The organism is Candidatus Glassbacteria bacterium (assembly GCA_019456185.1).
Lineage (GTDB): Bacteria > Gemmatimonadota > Glassbacteria > GWA2-58-10 > GWA2-58-10 > JAJRTS01.
The window spans coordinates 1,152-1,390 of sequence record VRUH01000149.1 but is presented as its reverse complement, the minus strand read 5'-3'; the positions used below and the strand labels follow the sequence as shown (position 1 = coordinate 1,390).

At 66.1% G+C, this 239-nt stretch carries 1 protein-coding gene; it reads left to right on the top strand.

Annotation, left to right across the window (positions count from 1 at the left end):
* A partial coding sequence (locus FVQ81_18545) for a RecX family transcriptional regulator (protein MBW7998531.1) occupies positions 1 to 206 on the top strand: 206 nt, incomplete at its 5' end.
* Positions 207 to 239: the final 33 nt, after the last annotated feature.

Genomic DNA, 239 nt, shown 5'->3' with positions numbered 1-239 from the left:
ACCTCATCGACCGGGTCGTGGGAGAGACTTTCGGGGAGGTGGACTTGGTAACGGGCATCCTGCCCCTGGCCCAAAAACGGTGGCGGTCCACCGGGAGCCTGCCCCTGGACAAGCGGCGCAACCGGCTGACGGGCTTCCTCCAGCGCCGGGGGTACGACTGGGGGACCATCCGCCGGGTGCTGGAGCGGGTCAGGGAAAACCCCTGAAGGGGCTCATTTTCTATCCTGTCTTCCCAGTCC